A 26,079-nucleotide genomic window follows, 5' to 3' on the forward strand; every position below is an offset into this window, starting at 1 on the left:
GATGGCCGCGCTCTTAAATGGTTCCTGAAAACCCCTCGTTCAGGTCATAACGTCAGGCGTGGTCCGGCCTATGAATGCCTCCATCCGGCAAAGTGATTGTGCGGCGTCGCGCACCTGTCCCAAGGCCAATTGAGGATCAACGCCGTGGTCGCCCTCCGGGGGCGCATATTGCTCCAGATAAAGTCTGAGCGTGGCCCCTTCGGTTCCCGTGCCAGACAAGCGGAACACGGCGCGTCCGCCGCCTTCAAAATAGACACGAACGCCCTGCTGATTGCTTTGCGATCCATCCACGGGGTCAAGATACGAAAACTCATCGGCAGAGGCGACCGTCAGCCCCGCAAACGACTGCCCCGCAAGATCAGTCAAACGAGCGCGCAGGTCAGTCATCAACGCATTCGCTTTGTCCGTGGCAATCGCTTCGAAATCATGGCGCGAATAGTAATCCCGCCCGTAGGTGTGCCAATGGTCGCGTAGAATTTCAGCAACGGACATTTTGCGGACTGCCAGAATGTTCAGCCAAAGCAGAACCGCCCAAAGGCCGTCTTTTTCGCGCACGTGATCGGACCCTGTGCCCGCGCTTTCCTCGCCGCAGATAGTGACCCTGCCCGCATCAAGCAGGTTGCCGAAGAACTTCCAACCGGTTGGTGTTTCAAACGCTTCAACGCCCAGTTTTTTGGCCACCCGATCACTGGCGGCACTTGTTGGCATTGAGCGTGCAATACCGACAATTCCCGACCGATATGCGGGCGCCAGATGGGCGTTCGCCGCCAGAATGGCCAAGCTGTCAGATGGCGTAACATAAGCGCCACGACCAACGATCATGTTGCGGTCGCCGTCACCGTCTGACGCGGCGCCCAGATCGGGGGCCTTATCTGACATCATCAAATCCATCAGCGGCTTTGCCCAGATTGGATTGGGGTCGGGATGGCCCTTGCCGAAATCTTCCAGCGGGATTTTGTTAACAACCGTCCCACTTGGCGCGCCCAGCGTGTCTTCAAGAATTGCGGTGGCATAGGGTCCGGTGATGGCGTGCATCGCATCGAAACGCATTGTGAACCCGCCCGCGAATAGATCGCGGATCGCGTCGAAATCGAACAGTGTTTCCATGAGCGCTTGATAGCTTTCGACCGGGTCGACAATTACGACCTGCAGGTCTGCGCGGCTTGTTGATCCGATTTTCGTCAGATCGACATCGTCAATATCTGCAATGTTGTAGGTCGAAATCTTTTCTGTCGCCTCGAACATCAACTGCGTCAGGCCTTCGGGTGCGGGCCCGCCGTTTGCCGCATTGAACTTCAGCCCGAAATCTTCATCAATGCCACCGGGATTGTGGCTGGCTGACAGGATAAACCCGCCATCCGCTTTGTTGAGCCGAATAAGATGCGATGCCGCTGGCGTTGACAGCAAACCATCTTGCCCGACGATGACCTGCGCTGCGCCGTTCGCGGCGGCCATTTTGATAATGATCTGAATGGCGGTCGCATTGAAAAAGCGACCATCCCCACCAATCACGAGTTTCTTGCCTTGGCCGCCGCCGATCGCATCGAAAACCGATTGGACGAAATTCTCAAGATAATGCGGCTCCATAAAGACGCGGGTCTTTTTCCGCAGGCCAGATGTGCCAGGCTTCTGACCCTCAATTGGTTTTGTACTAACTGTTTGAAAAGTCATGCAATGCTTCCTTCTTACGGGTGGGGCGAGCGTGGGTCATCATATCGCTAAGCTGCCGCAGGCCTTTGAATTTGGATAGGTCTTCCAGACGGACAGGGTATTTGCGGCGCCAATTTGGATGTTCGTCAATGGTACCCGGCAAGTTCTGGGCCTCCGCGACACCTAAGATGTCATCGAGCTGAATGCTGATCAGGCTGGCGGGTGATCTAGCCAAAATCGCATGCACCGAGCTGTGAAAATCGGTTGCCCTATCTGCTATTCGTGTAAGCGCGGCAAAGTCCTTGGTGCGGTCGCGCTGGGCAGATTTCGCTTGGTGTTCATCAATCCAGCCCAATCGTTGCCACCATTTGATATCGCACCCGGTTTCATAACCTTTGACCGTCGGGGTGTCATGCGTCGCAAAACACGACAAGACCTGCGCACGGCCCTTGGCGGGATTGCGAAAGCGCCCGGTCTTGGTTTTTTCGTATTGCAACACTGAATAGCCATAGAACCCGTGATTGCGCATCGTGGCTCGAAAATTTGGGGGAACCAAGCCAAGATCTTCGCCGATAACGGCACCATTGTTGCGCTCAGCCTCGATTTTGATGATCGCGATCAGCGATTCTAGCGGTTGGCGAATATAGCCGCCGGGACAGCCATTGTCAGGGATCAGAAAGCTTCGGTTCAGACCAAGAACGTGGTCGATACGCACGACGCCTGCGTGCCGCATGGTTTGCGCCAGAATACGGCGAAACGGTCGATAGTTTGCGCGCTGCAGCTTGCTTGGGGCAAATGCGGAAAGGTCCCAGTTCTGCCCCTCTGGGCTGAGATGATCAGGGGGTGCGCCAATCGACACGTCTTGCGCAATGCTTGCCCGTTCGCACCAGCTTTCGGCGCCACTGCGGCGTGGCCCAACGGCAAGATCGAGGTAAAGGCCCAAAGACAAGCCCGCTGCTTTCGCCCTTCGCTGCGTATCTTGCAATTGGTGATCCGCCACCCATTGCATCCACATATGAAACTGCATCCGTTCTGGGTCGGGTTCAACCTGCCGGACGTCAGGCCAATCGCGCCAATCTGACCCATAGACCTCGCTGAGCGCTTCAAATTCGGCGAACCTTTGGAGCTCTGGCCCGGCATCCTGAATGAAGGCCTGAAGCTGGGTGGGGGCAGGGTCTTTTGCTTCATCCAAGAACACCGCAAACAACGCGTCCATCAGGCGGCAATGCAAAGCCTTGTGCGGCTGATAAGAGACTTCTTCTGAGGCGCGAAGCAACGCAAACTGCGATGCCTCTTTCGCCAATATCTGATGTGCGCGGCGCGATCCCTCCAACCCCGGGATGGCATCCAACGCAATATGGGTCGTGTTCAGAAAGCCGCGATGAGACGGGGAATAGGGACTGATCGAGCTGTCCGCAAATCCCATATTGTGGGTCGGGTTCACGCCGACAAAACCCGCCCCGATGTTCCCCGCAAGTGTCGCCATGCCTGCAAGGTCTTCATAATCCCCAAGCCCGCTGTTTCGGGTCGAACGCAGGCTGTAAAGCGCAAGGTTGATCCCCCAAAGACGCTCAACCCCGGTGAGCGATTGAACAGAGGCAAGACGACGCGGCGCGGCGAGGATACGCACGACCTCGGTCTGATCACCAACGCGGGTAGTAAGTTCATAAACACCGGATGCCAGTGGCGGCAATGAAATATCACCCCCAGCGATGCCATTCGCCACATCTGCCATGTCGTCATCAGCGCGCAGAGTCCAAGCCGCGCCCTCACCAAATGCAAGCTGGAAGGCGTTGCCGCTTTCAACGATCACCTCTTCAGGAAACTGACGTTGCTTGGCTTGAGCATTCAGTTTCGTGAGGCTCTTCTGCACCGTCGCGTCACTGTCGGCTTCAACTCCGATGGAATTCAGCAAGGCGCGTTGGGTGTCAGGCGATGTAACATGCACGCGACCCTGCATGTCCTTATATTGCGACAAGATCCTGCAGCGTTTCGCAAGTGTCACCAGTTTCGCGTCAATCGGGTTCATGGGTTGCCCCGTCGGATATTACAACAAAGGCAACGACGGATTGAGGCGCAATGACCGCCGTGTCCGACTCCGGCCTAGGATATGCGTTTTGCACGGCAGTATCTGTGTCGATGCCGCGCACCCAATGCTGCCCATTTGGTGGCTTTGGCAAATTTACGGAAAGCTGCTCGTCCGTTCGATTGAAGGCTATGAACACGAGGTCATGATCCGGCTCGTATTCAGGCGCTTCGGCCGAGCATCGCACGGTCAGGCAAAAATTTGACAAGCCGGGGTCGCGCCAGCCCAGTGGGCCGCCATCAAAATCAGTCCACTCCACATCGAGCAGTCCATCGCTTGCTCGTTTGGCACCGTGAAGAAATCTTGTTTGACGCAGGCATGGATGTGCCTGACGGAACGCCGAAAGGGCCGCAACAAACGCCTGCAAATCCAGATCGGCCTGATCCCAGTTTAGCCAACCGATCTTGTTGTCCTGACAATAGGCGTTGTTGTTGCCATCCTGAGAATTGCCAAACTCATCACCTGCCAAAAGCATCGGCGTACCCTGCGACATGAACAACGTGGCAAGCATGTTGCGTTGCCGCCGCGAACGCTTGGCGCGGATTTCTGGGTCGTCGCTATCGCCTTCTTCGCCGCAATTGTCACTATAATTCGTGTGATGCCCATCGCGGTTGTTTTCGGTGTTGGCCTGATTGTGCCGCTTCTCGTATCGGGTCGTGTCTGCCAAGGTGAAACCATCATGGCTGGCCAGAAAATTCACCGAAGATGAGCTGCGCCGCCCGGCGCGGTCAAATTTGTCAGCCGAGCCCAGCAATCGCGCACCCAGTTCCTGCGCACTATGCGCATCGCCGCGCCAATATCGCCGCGCGGTGTCGCGGTAGGCGTCATTCCATTCCAGAAATTCATGTGGAAATCCACCAAGCTGATAGCCGCCGGGGCCGATATCCCATGGCTCGGCGATCATTCGTGCGCCAGACAAGACCGGATCTTGGCGCAGGGCATCAAAAAAGCCGCCCCAAGGGTCAAACCCGTGTGCTTCACGCCCAAGCGTTGTGGCAAGATCAAAACGGAACCCATCAACCCCCATGCACTCGACCCAAAACCGTAAGCTGTCCAGCACCATGCGCAACACATAGGGATGGGCAACATTCAACGTGTTTCCACAGCCGGTATCATTGGCATAGTAACGCGGCTGCCCTGCGTTCAGGCGATAATACGACGCATTGTCGAGCCCGCGAAACGAAAGCGTCGGGCCTCTTTGGTCGCCTTCGGCAGTATGGTTGTAAACCACGTCAAGGATCACCTCGATGCCCGCTTCATGGAACCGTTCGACCATCTTGCGAAATCCGGTCAAGCCATTGGGACCAAAATATCTGGCCTCCACTGCAAAAAAGCCGATCGAGTTATAACCCCAGTAATTCGTCAGCCCGCGGTCCAACAGAAACGCGTCGTCGATAAAGCTGTGCACAGGCAACAATTCAATCGCGCCGACACCGAGGCTTTGAAGGTGTTCAATCACGGCGTCACTGGCGAGCCCCTCATAGGTCCCGCGCAATGCCTCAGGCACATCAGGGTTGGATTGGGTCAGGCCTTTGACATGGGCTTCATAGATCAGGTCTTTTGAGGGCTGTTTGCGGTTGCCAGGTTTGGCGGCTTGAAACAACGCGGGGTCCGAGATGACAGATTTTGGCACATAGGGCGCGCTGTCCGCCTCGTCGAACGAGATGTCTTCGCGGGCGGAACCTTCATCATAGCCAAGCGTTGCGGGGTGATTTTCGAACTGACCGTGAAGTTCGCGCGTGTAAGGGTCAACGAGCAGCTTATTGGGGTTAAACCGGTGGCCTTGTTCGGGTGCGTAGCTGCCGTGGACGCGGTAGCCATACAGGCTGCCAATCGCCAAACCCTCGACATATCCGTGCCAGACTGGGCCGGTGCGTTCGGGCAATTTGATCCGCGCAGTTTCCGTTTTGCCATCGGGTGAAAACAAGCACAGCTCTATCGCTGATGCATTTTCTGAAAACACAGCGAAGTTGACGCCATTTCCGTCGTGATGTGCACCAAGCCGGGTGGCTGTGCCGCTTGATATCTGAGGGGTGTTCATCAATACGCGCCCCTAATCGCGCCGCTCAATCAAAGATGCGTAGATCGCTTGATAGGCCGCTGCTGATTGGTCCCACCCAACAGGGTGACGCATCGCACGTCGCATCATTGCGGTCCATATCTTGGGTTGGCGATACGTATGACAAGCACGTGCAATCGCTTGGCCCAGCATGGTGGCGTTGATTGGGGCAAACTGAAAACCCGTTGCGCAATCGGCGACCAACGCGGCCTCGTTGGCATCAATGATGGTATCTGCCAGACCGCCGGTGCGGGCTACAACCGGCAGGGTGCCGTATCGCAGACCGTAAAGCTGAGTCAGACCGCAAGGTTCAAACCGCGACGGGATCAAGATCGCGTCGCTGCCGCCTTGCAACAAATGCGACAGTGCTTCGTCATAGTCGATAATCACACCGACCGAGCCGGCATATCGATTTGAGGCTTCGACAAATGCGCGCTCTAAGTTTGTCTCGCCGGTGCCCAACACTGCCAGCTTGCCACCGTGGGCCACGAGGTCGGGCAAACAGTCCAGCAACATGTCCAGACCTTTTTGCGAGGTCAGACGGCTGACAACGCAAAACAAGGGGCCATCACCGGTGGTCAAGCCAAACCGTGCCTCAACCTCTGCCTTGTTCGCTGCCTTCTTTTTCAGACTGCGTGCGCTGTAGGTCGCCGGCAGGTGCGGGTCGGTTTCCGGGTTCCAAACATCCAGATCGATCCCGTTCAGGATACCGCTTAGGTCGGAGCGGCGGGCTTGCAAAAGCCCTTCCATCCCCATGCCGAAATCTGGTGTCAGCAACTCGCAGGCGTAGCTGGGGCTGACGGTTGTGATCGCGTCTGACAAGGCAAGCCCAGCTTTGAGAAAACTGATTTTGCCGAAGTATTCCACCCCATCTTGGGTGAACATTTTCGACTTTAGCCATAGGTCGGCCAGACGCGTGGCGTCAAACACGCCCTGAAACGCGATGTTGTGAATGGTCATGACCACCGGTGGGCAAGCCTTGCCCGTTTGACGCAAGTAAGCAGGCACGAGCCCTGCCTGCCAATCATGTGCATTGACGACCTCGGGCATCCAGCCCCCAACACCGTCCGTTGCAACCTTAGCACCGGCGAATGACAACGCGGCAAAGCGCAAATCATTGTCCGACCAGTCCTGGCCATTAGGGCCCAGATAAATGCCGCCCGCGCGGTCATAAAGATGCGGTGCGACCAGCAAAAGCAGGTCAATCCCGGTTGCGGTCACTTCAACAATCTCAGCCGGACCGCCGAACAGGTCATCAAATTGGACCACCGTTTTTGCGTCCGACACCAAGGGGGCCAATTCAGGATAGGCCGGGATCAATACTTTGACGTTTGCGCCCGAATTGGCCAACACTTTTGGCACCGCACCGATTACATCGGCAAGGCCTCCGGTCTTGATGAACGGCGCGCATTCAGAGGCAACGAAAAGAATGTTCACATCACAGGTCCAGTTTATCAATCATCGGTTGGGTTATCAGGCAAACGCCATTCTGGGATCGCCGGAACCGCTTTGCATCCAGTTCGGCATCTTCACCAACAACCAAGTCACTAGGGATGATCACACCGCGATCAATCACAACGTTGCGCAGGCGCGCCTTTCGGTTGATTTCGACATAAGGCATGGCGACCACCCCTTCGAGCTGCGAAAACGAATGTGTGCGCACGCCGGTAAACATCAGACACCGATCAAGGGTGGAGCCGGAAATGATACAGCCGCCAGAGACCATGGACGATACCGCATGGCCGCGCCGCCCTTCTTCATTGTGAATGAACTTCGCGGGAGCGGTCAGTTCCGAATAGGTCCAGATCGGCCAAGTCGTATCATAAAGGTCCAGTTCCGGCTCGAAATCGGTCAGATCGATATTCGCCTGCCAAAACGCATCAATCGTCCCCACATCGCGCCAATAGGCTTGTTCCTCCATATCCGACCGCACGCACGAGCGGCTGAAGGGATGGGCGATGGCCTTGCCTTCTTTCACGATTTTGGGGATCACATCGCCGCCAAAATCATGACCGTAACCCGGCGTGGCCGCGCATTCTGCAAGCAGCTTAAAAAGGTATTCCGTCTCAAATACGTAGATGCCCATGCTTGCCAGCGCCATATCTGGGTGACCGGGCATCGCGGGCGGGTCGGCTGGTTTTTCGACGAAATCAAGGATGCGATCTTCGGTGTCGACCTTCATCACACCAAAACCGCTTGCCTCGGCGCGTGGAACTTCAATACAGCCGACCGTCACATCCGCACCACTTTCGACATGATGGTTGATCATCAGCGAATAGTCCTGCTTGTAGATATGGTCGCCCGCAAGGATCACGATGTATTTGGGCGCATAGCCCTTGATGATGTCTTCGTTTTGGGTGACCGCATCGGCGGTGCCCTTGTACCAATTCTCGTTATCGAGCTGTTGCGATGCCGGTAGAATGTCCAGAGATTCATTGCGCTCTTCGCGAAAGAAGCTCCAGCCGCGCTGCAAGTGCCGGATCAACGAATGGGCCTTGTACTGGGTCGCCACGCCGATGCGTCGGATACCCGAGTTGACGGCATTGGACAGCGGAAAGTCTATGATCCGACTTTTCCCACCAAAATACATCGCCGGCTTCGCGCGCCTGTCCGTCAGTTCGTAAAGTCGACTGCCGCGCCCTCCCGCCAAGACAAAGGCCATCGATTGTTGCGCCAGTCGCTGAGACTCTCGGTCCATGGTTTCCCTCCCGGTAAACAGTAAGAATAGTGTCGATCACTCGTCCTTTTTCAGCTCGAAAAATAGCGTTGATAGTGGCGGCAACGTCAAAGAAATGGAATGTGCGCGGCCTGATGCGGCGATTTGTTCGCTGTCGGCGGACCCCATGTTGCCCCGATCCCCACCACCGTAAATCGCGGCGTCGGTATTCAATCGTTCGATCCAATGCCCGGCTTGGGGAACCCCAATGCGCCGCCCTTGGCGTTCGACGGGGGTGAAGTTGCCGACCACCAGAACGGGCGGCGCATCCTTTGTCCCGTGTCGCACCCACGCGAGTATTGACTCGTCCGCCGCGCCGTCCTCGATCCATTCAAACCCCTCGGGTTTGCAATCCAGTTGGTGCAGGCCGGGGGTGCTGCGATAAAGTGTGTTCAAATCGCGGACCAATCGCTGCATCCCGCCATGCAGATCATTTTCGATCAGATGCCAGTCAAGTGACGCATCGTGGTTCCACTCTACCCCCTGCGCAAACTCGCATCCCATAAAGAGCAATTTTTTGCCGGGATGCCCCCACATGAACCCGTAATAGGCCCGCAGGTTGGCGAATTTTTCCAACCCATCGCCGGGCATCTTTTCGATCATCGACCCTTTGCCATGCACAACTTCGTCGTGGCTGATTGGCAGGATGAAATTTTCCGAAAAGGCATAGTGCAGCCCAAAGGTCATTTTGTGGTGATGATATTTGCGATGGATGGGGTCTTCGCTCATGTATGACAGCGTGTCGTTCATCCAGCCCATATTCCACTTATACCCAAAGCCAAGCCCGCCTTGGTCCGCCGGGCCGCTGACACCGGGAAAGGCTGTGCTTTCTTCTGCAATGGTCATGATGCCCGGCATTTCGCCATAGGCCACCGTGTTGGTACGTTGCAAAAACGCGATCGCTTCAAGGTTTTCGCGCCCGCCGTCCTTGTTAGGGACCCATTCGCCATCTTTACGTGAATAGTCCCGGTAAAGCATCGAGGCCACGGCATCCACGCGCAGACCATCGATGTGATGTTCTTTCAGCCAATAAAGACCATTTGCGACAAGATAGTTTGAGACTTCTCGCCGACCATAATTATAGACCAGCGTGTTCCAATCCGGGTGAAAGCCTTCCCGGCGATCTTGGTGTTCATAAAGCGGCGTGCCGTCAAACTTGCCCAAGCCATGTTGATCTTCCGGAAAATGGCCCGGAACCCAATCCAGGATCACGCCCAGATCGGCGGCGTGGCAGGCTTCAACGAACGCACGAAACTCTTCCAGTGTTCCGTGGCGAATGGTGGGCGCGTAAAGCCCGACCGGCTGATACCCCCACGAGCCGTCAAAGGGATATTCGGACACTGGCATCAGTTCGATATGGGTGAACCCCATGTCCTTTGCATATGCCACCAATTGTTCGGCATGTTCCTGATATGACAGCGGTCGATTGCCGTCGTCAGGTACGCGCCGCCAAGACCCAAGATGCACCTCATAGACAGAAATGGGTTGGTCAATGCGATGTAAAGCTTCGCGCTTGGTCATCCATTTCTTATCCGACCATTTGTGACCTTCGAGCGTGCGCACCACTGATGCGGTCTTTGGGGGGTGTTCTGCGCCAAACCCAAAGGGATCAGCCTTTTGGGGCAATAGATGACCGCTGGCGTCATGCAGTTCGTATTTGTACGGTTCGCCTTCGCCGATGTTCGGAACGAAGATTTCCCAAACCCCGGTCTGCCCGCGCTTGCGCATTGGATTGCGCCGACCGTCCCAGCCGTTGAAATCGCCAACAACCGCGACGCGTTTGGCATTGGGCGCCCAGACGGCAAAATGTGTGCCTAACGTTCCCTCATGGGTCATGACATGTGCGCCCAACACCTTCCAAAGGTTCAGATGCGCGCCTTCGCCAATCAGGTATTCGTCCATCTCGCCCAAAACAGGCCCATAGCGGTAGGGGTCGCCAGCCACCCAGCTGTGCCCGTCTTTGGTAATCCGCAGAACATAGGCAAACGCCTTTTTGCGCCGGGCCGCCTGCCCGACAAACACATCGGGCGCGTTTTCAGCGGGGGTCAGCGACATGATTTTGCGGTTGGTTTTGGCGTCCAGAACCTCGATCTTGGACGCGCCGGGGACAAAGGCGCGCACGACGAACTTGCCGTCGACCTCGTGCAGCCCCAAAACAGAGAACGGGTCGGAATGTTCACCGTCGTTGATTAGCTTTGCGTCAACTGGATCGATCATTGTGACAGCCCTTTCCGGAACTGGACCGCAGGTGTTGGTCAGTTTTACTTTAGCGACGTGACGTTCCAAATGTCCTTTGCATATCCAAGGATCGTGCGATCCGACGAAAACCACCCCATGCCGGCGGTGTTCAGCGCGGCCATCTTGGTCCAGCCTTCAACATCCTGATAGGCGGTATCAACCTTGCGCTGAGCGTCGAAATAGCTGTCGTAATCACAGGTCACTAGGAAATAGTCGTGATCATACAAGTTGCGCAGCAGGCCTTGATAGCGGTCCCTGTCACCGCCAGAAAACACACCGTCGGCGATTTGACCCAGAACGCGGGTCAAACCGGGGCTTGCCTGAATGGCTTTGCGTGCGAAGTCAGGTTGTTTGCGGCGCTTCACCACCTCTTCTGCGGTTAGGCCAAACAGGAAGAAGTTGTCAGCCCCGACATGTTCACGAATTTCGACATTTGCGCCATCAAGCGTACCAATTGTCGGGCTGCCGTTCAGGGACAGCTTCATGTTGCCCGTGCCTGACGCTTCTTTCCCGGCCGTCGATATCTGCTCTGACAGATCAGAGGCTGGAATAAGCATCTCTGCCATTGAGACGTTGTAGTTCTCAGGAAAAACCACCTGTAGATAGTCGCGGGTTACCTTGTCAGTATTGATCGTCTTGGCCACATCGTTGATCAAATGGATGATGGATTTGGCCATCACATATCCCGGCGCCGCCTTGCCGCCGAACAGTTTGACCCTTGGGGTCCAGTTGCCATGCGGATTGTCGCGGATGTCATTCCACAAGGCGACCGTTTCCAGAATGTTCAAAAGTTGGCGCTTGTATTCATGGATGCGCTTAATCTGCACGTCGAACATGGCGTTGGGGTCAATAACCGTGCCGTCGCGGGTCTTCAGCCATGCCGCAAGTTGTTGCTTGTTTTGGGCCTTCGCCGCACGGAAACGTTCTTGAAAACTGGCGTCATTCACATGGTCGCGCAATTCGGTCAGTCGTTCCAGATCATCTGGCCACCCGTCGCCGATTGTCTCGTTGATCAGATTGCGCAGCGGGGGGTTGCACGAATACAGCCAGCGGCGCGGCGTAACACCATTGGTCTGATTGATGATCCGGCCCGGATAGACTTTGTTCAGATCAGAAAACACCGTCTTCTTGACCAGATCAGAGTGAAGCGCTGAAACGCCATTGACGCAATGGGCCATGATAAACGCCAGCTCGCCCATCTTCACTTCGCCATCTTCGATGATCCGAATGTTGCTTCCGGAGACAAAGGCGTGGGTGTCCTGGATCATCTCGATAATCCGGTGGTGGCGCGGCAGGATGCGGGCGAACAACCCCTCTGGCCAGCGCTCAAGCGCTTCGGGCAAAAGCGTGTGATTGGTAAACCCAAGGCAGGCGCGTGCCGTTTCAATCGCCTTGTCCATCGGCATGGCGTGAACATCGGCCAGAAGCCGCACCAGTTCAGGCCCCGCAATGGCCGGATGGGTGTCGTTCAGTTGGATCGCAACATGATCCGCCAGATCGTCCAGCGCATAGCCTTCAGAAATCAGACGCCGCAACACGTCCTGAATGGATGCGGAGGTGAAAAAATACTCCTGCTTCAGCCGAAGCTCTTTGCCTTTGTCGGTGGTATCATCAGGATAAAGCACGCGCGAGATTGTACGGGCGAGGCTTTCTGGGGCATTCGCCGCCAGATAGTCACCTCTGTTAAAGCTCTCAAGATCAAAGAGTTTTTGCGGTTTTGCCGCCCAAAGTCGCAAGGTATTGGCCCATTTGCCTTTCCAGCCAATGATCGGCGTATCATAGGCCGAGGCAAGGACGGTTTCGTCTGGATGCCAAATGGTTTTGCCCTTTGTCTCGCTGACATAGCCGCCAAATCCAATCGGATACGAAACCTCTGGACGCTCGAATTCCCACGCGTGGCGTTGTGACAGCCAACCCTCAGCAGCTTCGACCTGTTCGCCGTCCTTAAAATGTTGCTCAAATAACCCGTGCTCATATCGGATGCCATAGCCATAGGCCGGGATCGCGAGCGTTGACATGCTATCAAGAAAACACGCTGCAAGGCGGCCCAGCCCACCATTGCCCAAGGCGGCGTCCGGTTCATCTGCCACGACCCGCTCGTAGTCTTGCCCCAACGCTTCCATTGCGTCGCGTGCCAGATCTTCAATGCCCAGATTGATGGCAACATCTTCGATCAAGCGCCCGATCAGGAACTCCATCGAAAGGTAATAGACCCGCTTTGAGTTACGGTCATAGGTTTCGCGGGTCGAGGCGAACCAGGGATCAACCACCAGATCCCTCATTGTCAGCGACAAGGACATGCGCCAGTCATAGACCGAGGCATGTTCGGCGTCCTTGCCGAGCGAGGTCTTCAGGTGGCGGCAAATGCTGTCTTTGAACACATTTACATCGACATTTGTCAGGGCGTCTTTCGGCATCACTATCGCTTTTCTGGGTTTTGGCAGCCTTACCATAAGGCGGCTACCAGGCGTCGGGTTGCAACTGCTTATTCTAGTGTCATTCGATCTCGTGCGCCCAAGGCGGGTTAGCGCCGGGTCGTGACACGGTAATTGCGGCCACTTTGGCACCATGTTCAAGCGCGCGTGTCAGATCGCCTGCCTCTATTGTCTTGATGCGGCTTCGGTCCAGCAGATGATTGTTCGCCAGGTCCGCCAAAAATCCGGCGTTGAACGTGTCGCCAGCACCAACTGTATCCGCGACTTTGACCTTTTTAACCGCAACTTCCACCATTTTATCATCGCCAAAAAAGGCGCAAGCCCCGGCGCTTCCGCGTGTCAGAACCACCACTTCTGGTCCTCTTTCGCGCAAAGCCTTTGCTTTCTCGATCTGGGTCAGGGGTCCGGGAACGATCCAATCCAGATCCTCGTCGGATACTTTTAGGATGTCGACGCAGGCGATCAAGTTATCAAGCCGTGCGCGATATCGCTTTTCGTTCGAAATGAAGTTTGCCCGAATATTCGGGTCAGCAACGATGACACGGCGACGGGATTCGCGCATTGCGAGGGCAAGATAGAAATCTGCGGCAGGTTCATTGATCAGGCTGATGCCACCAAAATACATCGCCTTCGCGGCCTGTGGGATGGTCGGCAAATCATTTGGGTCCAGCATTCTGCCAGCGGTGTTTTCGTCATAGAATACATACGTGGCATGCCCATCGGTCAGTTCGACGAAAGCCAAGGTCGTCGGGCGGTCAGAGAGTTGCACGAGGTCGGTGGCGACGTTACTTTTGTGCAGCTCGCCCAGAAGGATTTTTCCGAATAAGTCCGTCGAAATGCCGGATAAGAAGTCAGACCGAACGCCAAGGCGGCCCAGCGCAATGGCTGTGTTGAACACTGCCCCACCGGCATGCGGTTTGAAGGTTTGTTCGCCTGACCGATCAAGCGACGGGATCATATCAATCAAGGCTTCGCCACAACACACAATCATATTGTTGTCTTCCGTTTTTCAACCCAAAAGTCGGGCAGTTCCAGTCTCACAAGTGCGCGACGTATGCAGCGTCTGTGGATCAACGATCCAAGTTAATTTCTACAGGCGGCCTCTGTCCCGCGCTCCGGACCAAGCGAGGCCGAAGCTCAAAACTATCGGCAAAGGCGCGATTTGGCAAAGGCCGCCTTAGGATATCCGCGGCGCGGGCCAATTCATTCGAGAGCGACCTGCTTAAAGTCAAATGCAGGGCATCCACAACAGGATATCCCTAGTCCGCTTGCTGATTTGTGTTCTGAGCAACTAACCACTACTAGGAATACCTAAATTCCTTCAGGGCTCGACACGTGCTTACACTTCTAAAAAACGCTCACATTTTTGCTCCAACCCCTATGGGGCTTGGTCATATTCTAACTGCTGGCGAAAAAATCGTCTATCTGGGTGCCGAACTGCCAGAGCTGGCGGCGCCCTTGGATGTTGCCGTGCATGACGTGGCCGGGGCAGCCGTTGTGCCGGGTTTCATCGACGGTCACGCCCATATTACCGGGGGTGGCGGCGAAACCGGGCCGTCAAGCCGTGTACCGCCGATGGTTCTGTCGTCCTTCACGCGTGCGGGCGTGACCTCGGTGGTTGGGGTGCTAGGAACCGACGACCTGACGCGCAACACGCAAACGCTGGTCACGCAGGCCTATGGTCTGCGCGAAGAAGGGTTGTCGGCGTGGTGTCATACGGGCGGCTATCACGTGCCTTTGACCACGCTGACGGGCTCAGCGCGCGGCGATATCGTCTTTCTGGATCCGGTGATCGGCGTGGGGGAGCTTGCGATCAGTGACCATCGCTCTAGCCAGCCGACGCTGGACGAGTTCATGCGCATCGCCAGTGAAGCGCATGTGGCGGGTCTGATGACCGGTAAGGCGGGGATTGTGCATTGCCATATGGGTGATGGCGACCGTGGGCTGGCGATGTTGGAGCAGACGATCAAAACCTGCGAAATTCCGGCCCGTGTGTTCAACCCGACCCATGTGAATCGCAACAAGCCGCTGTTTGATCAGGCTGTCGCGTTGGCGCGGCACGGCTGCTATATTGACGCGACCGCGTTTCCAGATGGGCATGTCGAACCCGGCATTTCTGCCGCTGACGCTTATTTGCAGTTCAAAGCTGCGGGTTGCCGGACGGATCGTTTCACCATCAGCTCTGACGGTGGCGGCTGTCTGCCCGCCTTTGATCGCGACGGCAATCTGACCCGTTTTGGTGTCGGCTTGTCACAAACATTGCCAGATACGTTGGCAGAGTTGGCGCGCGCAGGCGTTGAGTTGGGCGAAGCCCTAGCACCGCTGACCAGCAACGTGGCCGACCTGCTGAAGCTGCGCCAAAAAGGTCGACTGGCGGTCGGTATGGACGCCGATATTCTTGTGCTTGAAGCTGATCTGCGTGTGCGCGATGTCATGGCGCGCGGCGCATGGCATGTCCGCGACCACAATGCGGTTCGCTTGGGCACCTACGAAGAAATGTAAGCCCCTTCGGGTCACGATAAAAATTAGAAAAGAAAGAACAGCAACATGTGCCCAGCACCAGTGTCAGAGGATTTAGACCGCGGATACATCATTCCCATTGGCGGGGGCGAGGATCGGGTCAAGGAAATGCAAATCCACCGGAAGTTCGTTGAGCTTTCGGGCGGAGAGGACGCGGATATTGTGGTCATTCCCACGGCCTCTATGCTGGAGAAAACAGGCCCGGACTATCACCGGATATTTTCTGATCTGGGGGCGGGTCAGGTCGAGTTCTTGCCAATCTCGCGCCGGGCAGACTGTGACAACCCTGATTTTGCCGGGATGCTGGACCGGGCGACCGGCATATTCATGACCGGGGGTAATCAATTACGTCTGTCCGCCATTCTGGGCGGCACGCTGGTGGCGCAAAAGATTCGTCGTCGCAATGCAGAGGGCGTTCCGATTGCAGGCACCTCGGCCGGGGCATCGATCATGTCCGAGCACATGATCGCAGGGGGCAGCAGCAATTCGGGGCCAGCTGAAGGAAATATCACCTTGGCGCCCGGAATGGGGCTGACCAATGCGGTGATTATCGACCAGCACTTTACCCAGCGCAATCGGCTTGGCCGCTTGTTAACCGCCTCGTCTTACAACCCTTTTCTGATCGGGCTTGGGGTCGACGAAGATACGGCGGCCTTCATCGGGCCCGACAATGTGTTGGAGGTTGTGGGCAGCGGAACCGTGACGGTTGTTGATGCCAACCACCTGACTCATTCCTCAATGTGGGACGCGCGCGAGGGCGAGGCGATTAGCCTTCTGGGCCTTCGCCTTGACGTTCTTGGTGAAGGATGCCGTTATGATCTGATTGGACGCCTTGCTTATCCGCCGGATGAACACGTGGCGTTCTGCACCCTTCCGGTGCCAAATGACGCAGATAGCGCGTGAGCCGGGGGAAATAACAAGCTTTCGAACGGGGGAACGCATGAAGATAATCTCAACCAATGTATTTGTCGGCCCAAATGTCTGGGCAAGCTTTCCGGTCATCCGACACGTCATTGATTTGGGATTTCTCGAAAACTGGCCGTCGGCGAAAATCGGGCCCGACTATATTGATCACTTGGTCGAGGCGCTACCCGGCCTAGAAGAACATGGCTGTTCCTATCGCGAGCCGGGAGGATTTATTCGCCGCCTGCGCGAGGATGAGGGCACTTGGCTGGGCCACGTTCTGGAACATTGCGCGCTGGAAATTCAGGGCGTCGCCGGAACCGATGTGTCGTTCGGCCGTACCCGTTCGACCGGCGAGCCGGGCCACTACAACATGGTTTACCAATACCGCCAGCGCGATGTTGGGCTGGCTGCCGGGGAATTGGCGATCCGCCTGTTGATGCATCTGCTGCCGCAATCGCTGAAAGATCAGGCCGACTATAAATTCGATCCCGATTTCGACTGGGAAGATGAATTGCGCACCTTCGTCTTGCGTGCGCAGCGCAAGGAATTTGGCCCTTCAACCGGGTCGCTGGTCAAGGCCGCCGAAGAACGCGACATTCCGTGGATTCGCCTGAACGAACATTCATTGGTTCAGTTCGGCCATGGCAAATACCAAAAGCGTATTCAGGCCACGATCACCTCGGAAACCAAGCATATCGCCGTCGAGATTTCCTGCGACAAGGAAGACACCCACAACCTTCTGAACGATCTTGGCCTGCCCGTACCGCTTCAACGCATGGTCTATAGCGAACGCGAAGCGATCCGCGCCGCGCGCAGCATTGGCCACCCGGTTGTCGTGAAGCCGCTGGACGCCAATCACGGACGCGGCGTGTCGATCAACCTCAATACCGACGAAGAAGTCGCCGCAGGCTTTGAAGAAGCCAAGCTGCATTCCAAAAGCCGCGCAATTCTGGTCGAAAGCTTTGTCACCGGGTTTGACCACCGGATGCTCGTGGTGAACAACAAGCTAGAAGCGGTTGCCAAGCGCGTTCCGGGCCACGTCATCGGAGATGGCAAAAACACAATCGCCGGGCTGGTCGATATCGTAAACGAAGACCCGCGACGCGGTATTGGTCACGAAAAAGTACTGACCCATCTTGAGCTGGACACCCAGGCCAACAGGCTGCTGGCTGAGGCTGGGCATGACGCCGAAACCGTGTTGCCCAAGGGCGAGGTGTTTTTCCTGCGTTCGACCGCCAACCTGTCAACTGGCGGCACCGCTATCGATATGACCGATGTGGTGCATCCCGACAACCGCGACATGGCCGAACGTGCGATCAAAGCGGTCGGTCTGGATGTTGGCGGCGTCGATTTTCTGATTGATGACATCACCAAATCCTACAAGGAAATCGGCGGCGCGATCGTCGAGGTGAACGCAGCCCCCGGCTTCCGTATGCACGTGGCACCTTCAGAAGGGCAGCCGCGCGATGTCTCGGGCCGGGTGATCGACATGTTGTTCCCGGTTGGCGAAGAAAGCCGCATTCCGATTGCTGCGATCACCGGGACCAACGGGAAAACGACGACCGCGCGGATGCTGGGCCATATCATGAAGACCAGCGGAAAGGTCGTTGGCATGACCTCGACCGATGGGGTTTATGTGGACGGTAAACTGAGTGTCAAAGGTGACATGACCGGCCCGAAATCGGCGCAGATTGTATTGCGCGATCCATCGGTGGATTTTGCGGTGATGGAAACCGCGCGCGGCGGGTTGGTGCGGGCCGGGCTTGGATACAATCGCTCGGACGTGGCGGCCTGTTTGAACGTGTCTGCTGATCACCTTGGTCTGGGCGGGATCGACACCGTCGAAGATCTGGCGGTCGTGAAACGCGTGGTGGTGGAAAGTGCCACTGACACGGCGGTCTTGAACGCAGACGATATCAACTGTTTGAAGATGGCCGATTATGCCGATGTCGAGACGATTTTCTACGTCACCACCAACCCGGCCCACACGCTTGTAAAAGAACACATCAAGGCCGGGGGCAAGGCGATCGTGCTGGAAAGCGGCATGAATGGCGACATGCTGACGATCTACGACCACGGGTTGCATATGCCCGTTCTGTGGTCGCATCTGATTCCCGCGGCGCTGGAAGGCAAGGCGATGTTCAACGTGCAAAACGCGATGTTCGCCGCCGCGATGGCCTATAGTTTTGGCGTTGATCTGGACAATATCCGTCATGGGTTGCGGACATTTGACACCAGCTATTTCCAAGCGCCGGGCCGAATGAACGTCTATGACGAATATCCGTTCAAGGTCATTCTGGACTACGCCCATAACCCGGCGGCGATCGGGGCTATGACCGGGTTGTCCGACCAACTTGACGTGAAGAACCGCCGTATTGTCGTGGCCGCCATGCCGGGGGATCGGCGTGACGAAGATATCATCGACAGCGCCCGGATATTGGCTGGACACTTTGACCACTACATCTGCAAGGCGGATGACCGACGTCGCGGGCGCGGACCTGACGAAGTGCCCCAGATGATCAAGGCCGAACTGATGCGTCAAGGCGTGGCCGAAAGCGCGATCAGTGTCATTCCGGACGAGGTTGAAGCGGTGGACACCGGGCTTGAGATGGCTGAACCGGGCGATCTTTTGGTGATCCTTGGCGATGACAGCGCGCGGTGTTGGAAGCAGATCATCTATCACAATGCGGACGAAGCCGGTGATGAGACGCACGCGACCACCACAACGCCGGCGACAGCGATAGAATTTGAAGAGATGTTCGAAACCCAACAAAAGCTGGTCCGCGATGAACGCGGCGTGCGCTTGGCGCGCGAAGTCTCCGAAGACGCTGATTGATCGGGGGGCGGGCGATGGACCGGATCGAAGAACTGGAAAACGCGCTTGATATTCCCTGCGCGCAGTCGGACCATATTCGCGTGGATGATGTCCGCCGCCTGACCGGGCCGGGGCTTTTGTGGGATTATCCCGGCGCAGTGATCGACATATTCTTTGAGGATGACAGCGGCGACCGCATCGTCGCTTTGTGGCAAACCCATGCCCGACGGGTGCTGGACGCGCTGGGCTGGCAAGCGCAACACCTCACCTCGCGCCGGTTTCAGGGGGGCGTTAACCTCGCCATATCGGCGCCGATGGATCAGTTATATTCCTCAATCTTCGCGGCGCAGACGGCTTGGCATTTCTGCGCCGCTGATCTGCTGGGCGAGGCGCCCGGCGATTTCGACAGCAGGATCGCCGATGTCGCCGCCGTGATGGAGAAAGAGAAGAACCCGCCATTGATCGCGCTGATCGCCGCGGCGGATGCGCATGGTGTGGATATCCTGTGTGATGACGACGAAATTTCGATAGGGCATGGCATCGGTAGCAAGGTCTGGCCTGTGGATGCCCTGCCGCAACCAGATCAAGTCGATTGGGCCGCACTTCACGACGTGCCGATCGCGTTTATCACTGGCACCAATGGCAAAACTACGACCACCCGGCTGTGCGCCGCCATAGTCAAAGCGGCTGGCAAGGTTGGCGGCCTGACCTCGACCGATTTTGTGCGGGTGGGTGATGATATTCTGGATCGCGGGGATTATTCCGGGCCCGGCGGCGCGCGCATGTTGTTGCGCGACCCGCGGCTCGAGGTCGCCTGTCTTGAGGTGGCACGCGGCGGCATACTGCGCCGCGGATTGCCAACCAGACGCGCCCGCGTGGCCGTCGTGACAAATGTCGCCAATGACCATCTGGGGCAATACGGCGTGAACACGGTTCCGGAACTGGCGCAGGCGAAGTTTGCGGTGCACAGGACGTTGGCCGAGGATGGTGTGCTGGTTCTGAACGCCGACGACGCCTTTGTCGTTGCTGAAGCCGCCAACACGGCGGCGACAATCTGGTGGGTGTCCTTGGACTCCGAAAACCTGCAGGTGAAAAGCGCCCGAGACAATGGCGATCCCTGCGCCTATTTGCGCGACGACGCGTTGGTATTCTTTGACGGACAGTCGGAACAGGCGATGATTTCTGTGGCGGAGGTGCCGATCACGATGAACGGGGCCGCGAAATACAATGTCTCGAACGTGTTGGAAGCGATCTGTGCCGCGAAAGCAATGGACCTGTCGGACGATGCCATCTGCAAGGGTTTGTCAACTTTCAGGCCTGATCCGAAGGACAACCCCGGTCGTTGCAACGAATTTGCACATAACGGCGCACGGGTGTTCGTGGATTTCGCCCACAACCCGCATTCGATTGCAGCGGTCTGCGAGGCCTTGTCGAGCCTGCCCGCCAAGCGCCGCTTCATCATGCTCAGCCACGCTGGCGACAGGTCGGATCAGGACATACAGGACCTGACTTTGACGGCCTTGCAATTTCAGCCAGACATTGTGGTTACCGCCGAACTGGCGGGCTATCTGCGCGGTCGTGAACTGGGCGACGTGCCCAACTTGATTGAAAAAGCCGCCATTGGGGCGGGGTTAAGCGCGGACCAAATGCAAGGCGCCGATAGCCCAACGCAGGGCGTGCGCATGATCATGGATCAGTTGCAACCAGGAGATCTGGCGTTGTTGCTTGTCTTGTCGGAACGCGATGAGGTGTTCGAACTTCTGGCATAGTCGGTTGCCGTCCGACCGACCCGGCGCATCTTACCCGTCCAGAAATGCTCCGATAGTCACGCCCACATCGTGCCGTTGCGTGTACATCAGCAGGTGGCCAGCCGAATATACCTCTAACCGGGCGGATTGCATCATATTGGCCAACAAGATTTGGTTGGTGATCGGGATCAACGCGTCGTACTTCCCCGCAATGATCAGTGCTTTCTGCGGCAGGCTACGCAGCCATGGCAGACTGGTCCAGCTGCACATCGCGCGCACTTGCGAGAAATAGCCCTCTGGGCTGGGCGCGATGGCATGCTTGGAATACTCGCGGAAGTCGTCGGGCGCGAAGATCGCTTCGCCACCATACATCAGGGGGCCGATAAAGTTACCATAGGCTTTGCTCATATACCGCATGGGGAACATGATTTCGGACAGGGCGATCGGAGTGCCCCACCAACTGCCAATTCCGCCGGCCGAGGTGATGGCAAGCACCAGTTTGCGCACCCGGTCTGGTGCATCAAAAGCCATTTGTTGCGCCAGTGAGCCGCCCCATGAAATGCCCAGGATGTCGAAACGGTCTATCTTGAGCTGATCCATAATCTGCATCGCGAAGGCAGCATAATCCGGGATCGTGGAGATGTCGTCGACCATCGGTGTGCGCCCGATACCCGGCATGTCAAACGCGACGACAGTGCGATCTTCCAACTCGTCAATCAGCGGCAAAAGCACTTCCATCGACTGGCCAAGCCCGTTGCAGACCAGCAAGGGCGGCTCGTCATTCGAGCCTTCGCGCAGCAGATACCGCACGAGCGTGTTGCCGATCTTGATGGCTTGAAATGTTATTTCGGGGTGCGGATTTTTGACGTTCAGATCTTTCATATCCTACACGCCCTCCAGCACATAGGTGCCGGGTGCCGGGTCCATTGGCGTATAGGTTTTGTTGCCAAGCGCCTTCGGTTTGGGGCCGCGTTCGGCGGCGTTGTGGGTGTCGAGCCAGTCCAGCCAATGCGGCCACCAGCTGCCATCGGTCAGCTTAGCCGTCTCGTGCCAGTTGTCCGCATCCCCACCTGTTTTGCCGCCGGTCCAGAATTTGCGGCGGGTCTTAGCGGGGTGGTTGATCACCGTGCCGGACACGTGCCCGCCGGTGGTCAGCACGAACTCGGTCGGGCCGGACACCAGCTTGGTCGCTGTAAAGGACGTTTTCCACGGCACGATATGGTCGCCGTCGGCGGCAAGGAAATAGCACGGCAGGTCGATGTTATGCGTATCAACCGGGACGCCGCACAAGGTAAGCGCTCCGGGCTTTTTCAGCTTGTTCGCGATATACATTTCTTCAACGAAATAGCTGTACCATTTCGCCGGCAGGTTCGAGGTATCGGCGTTCCAATACAGCACATCGAACGGCGCAGGCGATTTGCCCATCAGGTAATTGGAGACGACGAAGTTCCAGATCGACTCGTTCACATGCAGCATCGCCATCGCATTGGCAATGTCGCGGCCCGGTGCGACTTTCTCGGCTTTCAGGCGTTGGTTATAGGCTTCGACCTGCGGCTGGTCGATGAACACCTTGATCTGACCCGGATCGGAAAAGTCGATCAGCGATGACAGGAATGTCGCGGTGCCCAGCTTGGCTTTCAGGTCCTTGGGCATCACCGCAAGGGCCGCCGTCAACATCGTGCCGCCATTGCACCAGCCCAAAATGTCGATCGCGTTGGATTTGCTGACCGCGGATGTAACCTTCACCGCTTCAAATATCCCGTCTTCGATGTAATCATCCCAGCTGTGATCGCCCATCTCTGGCCCCGGATTGCGCCATGCGATGGTGTAAACGCTCTGCCCTTGTTCCAGCAGATAGCGGATCATCGACTTCTTTTCGTTCAGGTCAAAGATGTAGAATTTGTTGACGCAGGGTGGCACGATCAGGATCGGCGCTTTGCGCGTCTTGGCAGTCATCGGCTCGTATTGGATCAGCTCGATCAATTCGTTGCGGAAGATCACCGAACCGGGGGTTGTGGCAAGGTTCTTGCCCACCTCGAACGCTTCTTCGTCGGTGGTGGAGATATAGCCCTTCTCAAGGTCCGCCAGAAGGTTTTGATAGCCATCAAGCAGGCTCTGCCCACCGGTTTCCTTGGCAAGCTGCTGGGCTTCGGGGTTGGTCAGTAGAAAGTTGGACGGCGCCATGTTGTCTGCTGCAACGCGGGCATAAAAGCTTAGTTTTTGCTGTTCTTGATCTGGCAAATTCGCCTTATCGGCCATATCAACCATGGCTTTGGCGGTCAGCTCGTAAGAATGGCGCAGGATTGGGAAAATCCCTTCATCCCATGCCTCGGCCCCGAACCGGCGATCGCGCGTCTCATCGGCGGCGTCTTCACCATGCAGCGCAGTGCCCAGCCAAAGCTTTGCCATGTCGCTTTGGTATCTCAGCATCGTGTTCGTCCACTCTGCAAAGGCGGGGCCTTCGGTTTTACTCATAGCTTCAAACAGCTTGAAGAGATCTTTGGACATGTTCCGCGCCTTTCCGGTTTCGAAGCGTTCGCGTGCGACCCTCTCAGCGAAATGCTTCACGAATTTTGCAAGCACCGCGATTGCACGCAGTTTTTTGTAGCAGTGGAAGGGAAAATAAAGAAGCAGGTCGCACAAATAGTGCGGTGCTGCCTGACCTGACGTCGGCGCAAAGGTGTTGCGATATTTGAGAGAAATGGTGCCCAGAAGAGGACTCGAACCTCCACGTCCATACGGACACTAGCACCTGAAGCTAGCGCGTCTACCAATTCCGCCATCTGGGCACGGTTGGTCAGGCCGCGATGTAAAGTGACCTGCTGGGACTGTCAACTGCAATCCGCGGGGTTTTCAAGAATTCGGTTTGCACCTTGCTCTGAGCGCCGCGGAAAGCTATTCAAACCATAAGGTTTTCAAGGAGAGCTACCATGTCCAAGCTTGTCACCATCTATGGCGGTTCTGGCTTTGTCGGGCGCTATATTGCGCGCCGCATGGCCATGCAGGGGTGGCGTGTGCGCGTCGCTGTTCGCCGGCCAAACGAAGCCCTGTTCGTGCGACCCTATGGCGTCGTCGGGCAGGTCGAGCCGGTTTTGTGCAACATCCGCGATGACGCGTCGGTGCGCGATGCGATGATCGGTGCGGATGCGGTGGTCAACTGCGTTGGTGTCCTGAACTCAATCGGCAAAAACAACTTTGACGCCGTTCACCATGAAGGTGCTGAGCGTATCGCACGGATTGCAGCGGAGCAGGGCGTGGGGCAGTTGGTCCAACTGTCGGCGATTGGTGCGGATGCAGACAGCAACAGCGAATATGCGCAGACCAAAGCGCAGGGCGAAGCAGGCGTTTTGGCTGCGTTTCCCGATGCCGTTATCCTGCGCCCCTCGGTGATCTTTGGTCACGAGGACGAGTTCTTTAACCGCTTTGCTGGCATGACCCGCTTTGGGCCGATCCTTCCTATTACCGGTGGCGACACGCGTTTTCAGCCGGTTTTTGTGGATGATGTGGCCGCCGCCGCCGAAAAAGCCGTTCTTGGGGAAGCTAAGCCGGGCATTTACGAGCTTGGCGGGCCGGAAGTCGAAACCCTGCGTGAATCGATTGACCGGATGCTGGACGTGGTTCAGCGTCGTCGGGCTGTGATCAACCTGCCCTTTGGGATTGCCAAGTTGCAGGCTGCGATCTTTGATTTCATTCAATGGATTTCAGGCGGCTTGATCAAATCGCCACTGACGCGCGATCAGGTGCGCTCGCTGGCGCATGACAACGTCGTCGCGGATGACGCCAAAGGGTTCGCTGATCTGGGGATTACCCCGACGGCGATGGAGGCGATCTTACCGGATTACCTCTGGCGCTTCCGTCACAATGGTCAGTTCGCGGCCATTCAGGATTCGGCAAAGAACCTGCGCACCAACGGTTAGGCTCGGTTGCGCGAGGTCGGGAAAGGCGCGGCATCGACCGCGCCTTTTTCATAAATAGGCAATGCCCAACAGCACGACGCCCAAGGCGATTCGATAGATCACGTAGGGCGTGAAGCTGACGGACCGCAGCAAGCGCATCATCAGGCTGAGCGCCAAAAGCGCCGACACAAAGGCCAGCACCGCAGCAATGGCACCGTCCTTGGCAACTTGAAGGTTGGCGGTTGCCGCGACCTCGGCCCCCAGCAGGACACCGGATGCGAAGATGGTGGGGATCGACATGAGCATGGACAGCTTTGCCGCGTCAGGACGTTCGTATCCAAGCGCGCGGGCACCCGAAATCGTGGCACCCGACCGTGATGTGCCGGGAATCAGCGCCAGCGCTTGCCAAAGCCCCATGATAATCGCGTCGCGCAGCATCCAGTCATCGGCTCTTTTTTCGGCCGGGCCTTTCTGGTCGACCCAATACAGGACCAGCCCGAACAAGATCATGGTCCATGCAATGACCTTGACCGACCGCATGGCATCATCCAGCCCCGAAAGTTTCAGCAGAAGGCCAAATCCAATCGCCGGTATGGTCGCAATTGCCAGCAGGAAGGCGAGCTTCGCGCCGGGCGTGTCGATCCGCCCGGTCAACATGCGTGGAATACCGGCCAGCCCCATGCGGACGTCGGCCCAAAAGAACAGCACCACCGCGCCCAACGTCCCCAAATGCACGGCCACGTCGATGGTTTGCCCTTGATCCGGCAGGCCGGTCAGGTGGGGAATCAAGGCAAGGTGTCCAGAGGATGAAACCGGCAGAAACTCGGTGATTCCCTGTATCACTGCGACAAGAAACAGATGGGCAAGGGTCATGTGCGGCTTTCTAAAATGGGTTGCTGGGCAAGCTAAACCAGCGGTCTGGAAAGGGAAGAGCGATAAAGGGGAAGTATATATGACCTAAAAATTGAAAATAATTGCGCATCGGGGAGGTTTTCTGTTATATAAACTAC

Annotated in this window: 16 protein-coding genes and 1 tRNA gene; 5 read left to right on the plus strand and 12 right to left on the minus strand. The window is 56.8% G+C overall.

What is annotated here, in order from left to right; translation table 11 throughout:
* Positions 1–39: 39 nt before the first annotated feature.
* The 8 genes from MUY35_RS05905 to MUY35_RS05940 form a co-directional block, all read right to left on the minus strand.
* Entirely contained in the window at positions 40–1,671 is a 1,632-nt protein-coding gene (locus MUY35_RS05905) for an alpha-D-glucose phosphate-specific phosphoglucomutase (protein WP_248364721.1), read from the minus strand.
* The gene (gene malQ / locus MUY35_RS05910) at positions 1,652–3,679 is read right to left on the minus strand and encodes a 4-alpha-glucanotransferase (RefSeq protein ID WP_248364723.1); all 2,028 of its coding nucleotides are present in this window, start codon (positions 3,677–3,679) and stop codon (positions 1,652–1,654) included. The genes MUY35_RS05905 and malQ overlap by 20 nt, the downstream gene beginning before the upstream one ends.
* On the minus strand, positions 3,666–5,777 hold the full coding sequence (gene glgX / locus MUY35_RS05915; protein ID WP_248364725.1) for a glycogen debranching protein GlgX: 2,112 nt from the start codon (positions 5,775–5,777) through the stop codon (positions 3,666–3,668). Before glgX ends, malQ begins: the two co-directional genes overlap by 14 nt.
* Before the next feature lie 12 nt (positions 5,778–5,789).
* Positions 5,790–7,232 carry a glycogen synthase GlgA gene (gene glgA / locus MUY35_RS05920; RefSeq protein ID WP_248364727.1) on the minus strand — a complete coding sequence of 481 codons (1,443 nt, stop codon included), beginning with the start codon at positions 7,230–7,232 and terminating at the stop codon, positions 5,790–5,792.
* 1 nt (position 7,233) lies between these two features.
* On the minus strand, positions 7,234–8,493 hold the full coding sequence (glgC, locus tag MUY35_RS05925; RefSeq protein WP_248364729.1) for a glucose-1-phosphate adenylyltransferase: 1,260 nt from the start codon (positions 8,491–8,493) through the stop codon (positions 7,234–7,236).
* Positions 8,494–8,529: 36 nt separating this feature from the next.
* Positions 8,530–10,728: a 1,4-alpha-glucan branching protein GlgB gene (gene glgB / locus MUY35_RS05930; protein ID WP_248364732.1), complete on the minus strand. Its 2,199-nt coding sequence runs from the start codon at positions 10,726–10,728 to the stop codon at positions 8,530–8,532.
* 44 nt (positions 10,729–10,772) lie between these two features.
* The gene (locus MUY35_RS05935; protein WP_248364735.1) at positions 10,773–13,166 is read right to left on the minus strand and encodes a glycogen/starch/alpha-glucan phosphorylase; all 2,394 of its coding nucleotides are present in this window, start codon (positions 13,164–13,166) and stop codon (positions 10,773–10,775) included.
* A 79-nt stretch (positions 13,167–13,245) separates the two neighbouring features.
* Positions 13,246–14,175 (minus strand): carbohydrate kinase, encoded by a 930-nt coding sequence (locus tag MUY35_RS05940; protein ID WP_248364737.1) that lies wholly within the window; start codon positions 14,173–14,175, stop codon positions 13,246–13,248.
* A 344-nt stretch (positions 14,176–14,519) separates the two neighbouring features.
* Between MUY35_RS05940 and iadA the strand changes: the two genes are divergently transcribed.
* The 4 genes from iadA to MUY35_RS05960 are packed head-to-tail and all read left to right on the plus strand — an operon-like array spanning position 14,520 to position 21,194.
* A complete protein-coding gene (gene iadA / locus MUY35_RS05945) occupies positions 14,520–15,686 on the plus strand; it encodes a beta-aspartyl-peptidase (protein ID WP_248364739.1) in 1,167 nt (388 codons plus the stop codon).
* 45 nt (positions 15,687–15,731) lie between these two features.
* Positions 15,732–16,607, plus strand: coding sequence for a cyanophycinase (locus tag MUY35_RS05950; RefSeq protein ID WP_248364741.1), 876 nt, complete (start codon positions 15,732–15,734; stop codon positions 16,605–16,607).
* Positions 16,608–16,644: 37 nt separating this feature from the next.
* Positions 16,645–19,446: a cyanophycin synthetase gene (gene cphA, locus MUY35_RS05955; protein ID WP_248364743.1), complete on the plus strand. Its 2,802-nt coding sequence runs from the start codon at positions 16,645–16,647 to the stop codon at positions 19,444–19,446.
* Between the two features lie 14 nt (positions 19,447–19,460).
* Positions 19,461–21,194, plus strand: a complete 1,734-nt coding sequence (locus MUY35_RS05960) for a Mur ligase family protein (protein ID WP_248364744.1) — start codon at positions 19,461–19,463, stop codon at positions 21,192–21,194.
* A gap of 30 nt (positions 21,195–21,224) precedes the next feature.
* On the opposite strand, the gene MUY35_RS05965 is transcribed toward MUY35_RS05960, so the two are convergent.
* From MUY35_RS05965 to MUY35_RS05975, 3 genes are all read right to left on the minus strand, one after another.
* On the minus strand, positions 21,225–22,055 hold the full coding sequence (locus tag MUY35_RS05965; RefSeq protein ID WP_248364745.1) for an alpha/beta hydrolase: 831 nt from the start codon (positions 22,053–22,055) through the stop codon (positions 21,225–21,227).
* 3 nt (positions 22,056–22,058) lie between these two features.
* Positions 22,059–23,681, minus strand: coding sequence for an alpha/beta fold hydrolase (locus tag MUY35_RS05970; protein ID WP_248364746.1), 1,623 nt, complete (start codon positions 23,679–23,681; stop codon positions 22,059–22,061).
* A gap of 194 nt (positions 23,682–23,875) precedes the next feature.
* A tRNA-Leu gene (locus MUY35_RS05975) sits at positions 23,876–23,962 on the minus strand.
* A 141-nt stretch (positions 23,963–24,103) separates the two neighbouring features.
* Between MUY35_RS05975 and MUY35_RS05980 the strand changes: the two genes are divergently transcribed.
* Positions 24,104–25,090, plus strand: a complete 987-nt coding sequence (locus MUY35_RS05980; RefSeq protein ID WP_248364747.1) for a complex I NDUFA9 subunit family protein — start codon at positions 24,104–24,106, stop codon at positions 25,088–25,090.
* A gap of 48 nt (positions 25,091–25,138) precedes the next feature.
* Here MUY35_RS05980 and MUY35_RS05985 read toward each other — a convergent pair whose 3' ends face one another.
* Entirely contained in the window at positions 25,139–25,942 is an 804-nt protein-coding gene (locus MUY35_RS05985) for an undecaprenyl-diphosphate phosphatase (RefSeq protein WP_248364748.1), read from the minus strand.
* Between the last annotated feature and the right edge of the window lie 137 nt (positions 25,943–26,079).

Source organism: Aliiroseovarius sp. S1339 (assembly GCF_023195695.1).
GTDB lineage: Bacteria > Pseudomonadota > Alphaproteobacteria > Rhodobacterales > Rhodobacteraceae > Aliiroseovarius.

Coding starts and splice junctions, on each gene's coding strand:
- MUY35_RS05905 (WP_248364721.1), bottom strand. CDS start 1,671: ATGACTTTTCAAACAGTTAGTACAAAACCAATTGAGGGTCAGAAGCCT.
- malQ (WP_248364723.1), bottom strand. CDS start 3,679: ATGAACCCGATTGACGCGAAACTGGTGACACTTGCGAAACGCTGCAGG.
- glgX (WP_248364725.1), bottom strand. CDS start 5,777: ATGAACACCCCTCAGATATCAAGCGGCACAGCCACCCGGCTTGGTGCA.
- glgC (WP_248364729.1), bottom strand. CDS start 8,493: ATGGACCGAGAGTCTCAGCGACTGGCGCAACAATCGATGGCCTTTGTC.
- glgB (WP_248364732.1), bottom strand. CDS start 10,728: ATGATCGATCCAGTTGACGCAAAGCTAATCAACGACGGTGAACATTCC.
- MUY35_RS05935 (WP_248364735.1), bottom strand. CDS start 13,166: ATGCCGAAAGACGCCCTGACAAATGTCGATGTAAATGTGTTCAAAGAC.
- MUY35_RS05940 (WP_248364737.1), bottom strand. CDS start 14,175: ATGATTGTGTGTTGTGGCGAAGCCTTGATTGATATGATCCCGTCGCTT.
- MUY35_RS05950 (WP_248364741.1), top strand. CDS start 15,732: ATGTGCCCAGCACCAGTGTCAGAGGATTTAGACCGCGGATACATCATT.
- cphA (WP_248364743.1), top strand. CDS start 16,645: ATGAAGATAATCTCAACCAATGTATTTGTCGGCCCAAATGTCTGGGCA.
- MUY35_RS05960 (WP_248364744.1), top strand. CDS start 19,461: ATGGACCGGATCGAAGAACTGGAAAACGCGCTTGATATTCCCTGCGCG.
- MUY35_RS05965 (WP_248364745.1), bottom strand. CDS start 22,055: ATGAAAGATCTGAACGTCAAAAATCCGCACCCCGAAATAACATTTCAA.
- MUY35_RS05970 (WP_248364746.1), bottom strand. CDS start 23,681: ATGTCCAAAGATCTCTTCAAGCTGTTTGAAGCTATGAGTAAAACCGAA.
- MUY35_RS05980 (WP_248364747.1), top strand. CDS start 24,104: ATGTCCAAGCTTGTCACCATCTATGGCGGTTCTGGCTTTGTCGGGCGC.
- MUY35_RS05985 (WP_248364748.1), bottom strand. CDS start 25,942: ATGACCCTTGCCCATCTGTTTCTTGTCGCAGTGATACAGGGAATCACC.